Origin of the sequence: Kribbella sp. (assembly GCF_035655035.1) — a bacterium.
Classification (GTDB): domain Bacteria; phylum Actinomycetota; class Actinomycetes; order Propionibacteriales; family Kribbellaceae; genus Kribbella.
The window spans coordinates 1-4,434 of the sequence record NZ_DASRVN010000542.1; the positions used below are offsets into that span (position 1 = coordinate 1).

At 68.0% G+C, this 4,434-nt stretch carries 4 protein-coding genes and 1 pseudogene; 2 read left to right on the plus strand and 3 right to left on the minus strand.

Annotated features, from left to right (window positions below; translation table 11 throughout):
* Together VFF46_RS29350 and pdhA are read right to left on the minus strand one after the other, a co-directional pair.
* A pseudogene (locus VFF46_RS29350) lies at positions 1-194 on the minus strand (alpha-ketoacid dehydrogenase subunit beta); the annotation flags it as partial.
* Between the two features lie 3 nt (positions 195-197).
* Complete coding sequence (pdhA, locus tag VFF46_RS29355; protein ID WP_414673104.1) at positions 198-1,361, minus strand: pyruvate dehydrogenase (acetyl-transferring) E1 component subunit alpha; 1,164 nt, start codon at positions 1,359-1,361, stop codon at positions 198-200.
* Positions 1,362-1,823: 462 nt separating this feature from the next.
* Here pdhA and VFF46_RS29360 point away from each other — a divergent pair, with 462 nt between their 5' ends.
* Positions 1,824-2,759 carry an EamA family transporter gene (locus VFF46_RS29360; protein ID WP_325040467.1) on the plus strand — a complete coding sequence of 312 codons (936 nt, stop codon included), beginning with the start codon at positions 1,824-1,826 and terminating at the stop codon, positions 2,757-2,759.
* A 430-nt stretch (positions 2,760-3,189) separates the two neighbouring features.
* Complete coding sequence (locus VFF46_RS29365; RefSeq protein ID WP_325040468.1) at positions 3,190-3,789, plus strand: hypothetical protein; 600 nt, start codon at positions 3,190-3,192, stop codon at positions 3,787-3,789.
* 118 nt (positions 3,790-3,907) lie between these two features.
* Here VFF46_RS29365 and VFF46_RS29370 read toward each other — a convergent pair.
* The coding region (locus VFF46_RS29370; RefSeq protein ID WP_325040469.1) for an SDR family NAD(P)-dependent oxidoreductase at positions 3,908-4,434 on the minus strand (527 nt) is incomplete at its 5' end.

Consider the following 4,434-nt stretch of genomic DNA (forward strand, 5'->3'; position numbering starts at 1 on the left):
CCGATGATCCCGGACTCGGCCAGCGGGGTGTCGATCACCCGGTCCTCGCCGAAGTCCTTCTGCAGGCCTTCGGTGACCCGGAAGACGCCGCCGAGCTTGCCGATGTCCTCGCCCATCACGACGACCTTCGGGTCGTTCTCCATCGCGGCCCGCAGACCGGCGTTGATGGCCTTGCCGAGAGTGATCTTGGTCATCGCTCAGCCCTCGCCTTCGAACGAAGCGGCGTACACGGCATACTGCGCACGCTGCTCGGCCAGTTGCGGCGTCTCCTCGACGTACACGTGCTGGAAGAAGTCGGTCAGCTCCGGCTCCGGGAGCGCCAGGCACCCGGCCCGCAGCTCGGCGGCGATCTTGTCGGCCTCGGCGTCGATCTCGTCGAAGAAGTCGTGGTCGACGCCGGCGTGCCGGGACAGGTACGCGTGCACGCGCTCGATCGGGTCCTTGAGCTTCCAGTGCTCGAGGTCCTCGTTGAGCCGGTACTTCGTCGGGTCGTCGGAGGTGGTGTGCGCGCCCATCCGGTACGTGTACGCCTCGATCAGGGTCGGCCCGCTGCCCTCGCGGGCGCGCTTCATCGCCTGCTGGGTGACGGCGTACGTCGCGAGCACGTCGTTGCCGTCGACGCGGACACCGGGGAAGCCGAAGCCGGCGGCGCGCTGGTACAGCGGGATCCGGGTCTGCCGGTCGATCGGCTCCGAGATCGCCCACTGGTTGTTCTGGCAGAAGAAGACCACCGGGGCGTTGAACACCGAGGCCCAGATGAACGCCTCGTTGACGTCGCCCTGGCTGCTGGCGCCGTCACCGAAGTACGCGATCGTGGCCTCGCCGTCGTCGGCGTCGCCGATCGCGTGGTCGCGCTGCTGGCCCATCGCGTACCCGGTCGCGTGCAGCGTCTGGGCGCCGATCACGATCGTGTACAGGTGGAAGTTGTTGTCCTTCGGGTCCCACGCGCCCTGGTCGACGCCGCGGAACAGGCCGAGCAGGTTCAGCGGGTCGACCCCCTGGCACCAGGCGACGCCGTGTTCCCGGTACGTCGGGAACACCATGTCCTTCTTGTTCAGCGCCCGGCCGGACCCGATCTGCGCGGCCTCCTGGCCGAGCAGCGAGGCCCACAGGCCGAGCTCACCCTGACGCTGCAGGGCGGTCGCCTCGGCGTCGATCCGGCGGACCAGCGCCATGTCGCGGTAGAAGCCCTTGACGGCTTCGTCGTCGAGGTCGAACGCGTAGTCCGGGTGCTCGACGCGCTCGCCCTCGGGCGTCAGGAGCTGGACGAACTCGACCTCTTCGGAGGCCTGGGGCGGACTGACCGGCGCCTGGTGGGGCGCGAACACTTCCGGGGCAAGGCCCGGCACCGACTCACTCACATGCACTCCTCGGGTTCGAGCGCGGGATCGCCGCGACCGCAACGTTGCACGGGGCCGGCCCGATGTGCCGGATGCGGCTTTCGCAGGCTGGTCCGCGTGATTCCAGGGGTTGATGCACTGCCGGCAGTGGACCTACCTCACTGGTCTCACTCCCATCTTGCCGGACACCGTACAGACCAGGTGCCTGATCCGCTAACTTCCTGGACTCCGGCGGGTACGGCGGTACCGAAATCGGTCCTGCGATGAGACACCAGTCCAGTCACTGGTCCCATCCGCACGCTCGTCTTACACCGTCCGGCCTCATCGGCGCGCAAGTGTCACAACTTCGTCTCGACGGGCGCGGATGGCGGGAATCAGCCGCCGGGTGGCCGGAAACCGCCTTGCGCGCCCGCGCGCGCGAGGCCTAGCGTAATCATCGTTCGTACAAAACACCCCTGACATACACCCTGAGGAGGGTCGCAAATGGCCACTGCCCCCGCCGAAGTGGTCGGGACCGGTGCCCGTCCGGCCTCCGGCGCGATGATCTGGACCGCGCTCGCGGTGGTGTACGTCGTCTGGGGCTCGACGTACCTGGCGATCCGGGTCGTGGTCGACGCCGAGATCCCGCCGATGCTCGGGATGGCCACCCGCTTCCTCACCGCCTCGGTGCTGATGGCGGCCGGGCTGGCGCTCAAGTCGGGGTGGCGGAGGCTGCGGATCACCCGCCGGGAGGCGATCGGCGCGGCCACGGTCGGTGTGCTGCTGCTTGCCCTCGGCAACGGCGCGGTGGCGATCGCCGAGCAGACGGTCCCGTCCGGGCTGGCCGCGTTGCTGGTCGCGGCGATCCCGCTGTGGCTGATGCTGCTGCGCGTCGGCGGTGGCGAGCGGCCGCGGGCGATGACGTGGGGCGGCGTACTGATCGGGTTCGGCGGGGCAGCGCTGCTCGCGTTGTCGGGCGGCAACACGAGCGCGAAGCCGCTGTCGGTGGCGATCCTGGTCGTCGGCACGATCTGCTGGGCGACCGGCTCGCGGTACGCGCCCCGGCTCGGCCTGCCGCGGGACCCGCTGGTGACGGCGCTCTACGAGATGGTCTTCGGCGGTACGGCGATGGTGCTCCTCGGCGTACTGCGGGGCGAGCCGGGGCGGCTGCACTTCGACCGGATCCACGGCAGCGGGTGGATCGGCCTCGCCTACCTGGTGGTGTTCGGGTCGTTGCTCGCGTACACGGCGTACTCGTACCTACTGGCGAACGCCCCGATCTCGCTGGTCGGCACGTACGCGTACGTGAACCCGGCGGTCGCGGTGTTCCTCGGCTGGCTGATCCTGAGCGAGCGGCTGACCTGGCAGATCCTGCTCGGCGGCGCGGTGATCATCGTCGGCGTCGCGCTGGTCGTGACGTCCGAGCGCCGGCGCAGCTAATTTCCGGCGCCCGCGGCCGACCGGCCGTCCGGCTGTGGAAAAGGAAAGACCCGGGCCCAAGGGACCCGGGTCTCCCACCGCTGCCGATGCGCGCGGCAGCGGGTCTGGCTGCCGGTCGCGCCCTGCCCCGAAAAAACACGGCACGAAACTCCGGCAATGGTTCCAAATTGTTCCGACGAATCGTGCTATTGCCAATTCGGCAGCCACCGAGCCCACCGAAACAATCTCAGATTCACCGGGCCCATCCGTCACCCGCGCTGACTCAACGACGTACCCGTGACCTGGTTACGGGCACTTCCATCTCAACTTCCACTCACCAATATCACTGCCGTATCAGGGAAAATAGTTGACGAAAAAGTTTGTAACCGGCCGCGCCAGGTGTCGTTACCACTAAGACGAATCCGTCAAACCCGAAAGGAAACCTGGCATAATGCAGGTAACTCGCAAGATCGTCATCGCAGCCGCGGCGGCGACCGTTGCCACCCTTGGTGTCGCGAGCTTCGCGGGCGCCAACATGCTCGACGACGCGCAGAAGAAGGCCCAGGTTCAGGGTCTCTCCGACCAGGTGTCGGCGCTGTCCCAGGGCGGCGGCTACGACTCGGACCACGCTCGCTGGTGGGGCATGCACAAGGACGGTTCGCTGGTCGCCCTTGACCGCAACGACCTCGGTGCGGTCCAGGCCTGCCACAACTTCGGTGCCGGCACCGGCATCGGCGGCACGGTTCCTGCGCAGGACATCACCGGCATCATCGGCTGGGGCAACAACGGCAACAGCATCACCGCCGTCAAGACCTGTGAGCAGGACAACCAGCAGAACCGCAAGTGGTACAAGGCCGACGGCAACGGCGTCGTGTCCGTGAGCGACAACAAGGTCGGCCCGTGGCAGGTCTGCCACAACGAGATCGACGCCACCGGCATCGGCGGCACCGTTCCGCTGACGAACCCGACCGGCATCCTCGGTCTGGACAACAGCGGCAACTCGATCGACTCGCTGAAGACCTGCGAGCAGAGCAACGAGCAGAACAACTGACCCTCCCTGGTCAGTGATGCAGGACCCGAACCAGCCACCTCGGTGGGTTGACTGATTCGGAAGCAACACCGCGGCGCCGGGAGACAGCCTCACCTCTCCCGGCGCCGCTTCTTTGCGTTCAGACGGTGCGAAGGTCCACGCAGGAGCCGTTGGGGAGATCCTTGGTCAGGAGGGACCAGATGCCGTGAGCGGCTTCCGTCGGGGTGGCGAGGGCCCCGGTCTCCTTGAGCGTGTGGAAGCGGGCGACTGATGGGAAGTCGGCTTCGTCGGCGGCGCGGACCTCGGACTGCATCGCGGTGTCGACGACACCGGGCGCGACCGCGATGACGCGGCAGCCCTCGGGTGGTTGTTCCTGGCCGACCGTGCGGACCCAGTGCTCGACGGCCGCCTTGCCGGCGTTGTACGACGACCAGCCGGCGTATGCGGTCTTCGCGGCACCCGAGGACAGCATGATCAGGTGGCGCTCACAGGTGAGGTGCGCCGAGGCGCGGAGGAACGCGGCGCCGAGGATCTGCGGGGCGGCGGAGTTGAGCAGTACGGCGCGGTTGTAGGACTCCGGGTCCGCGCCGGCAGCAGGCCCGATCGGGGTGATCGTGCCGGCGTTGTGGACGAAGATCACCCGGTCCCCGGAATACGCCGACAGCT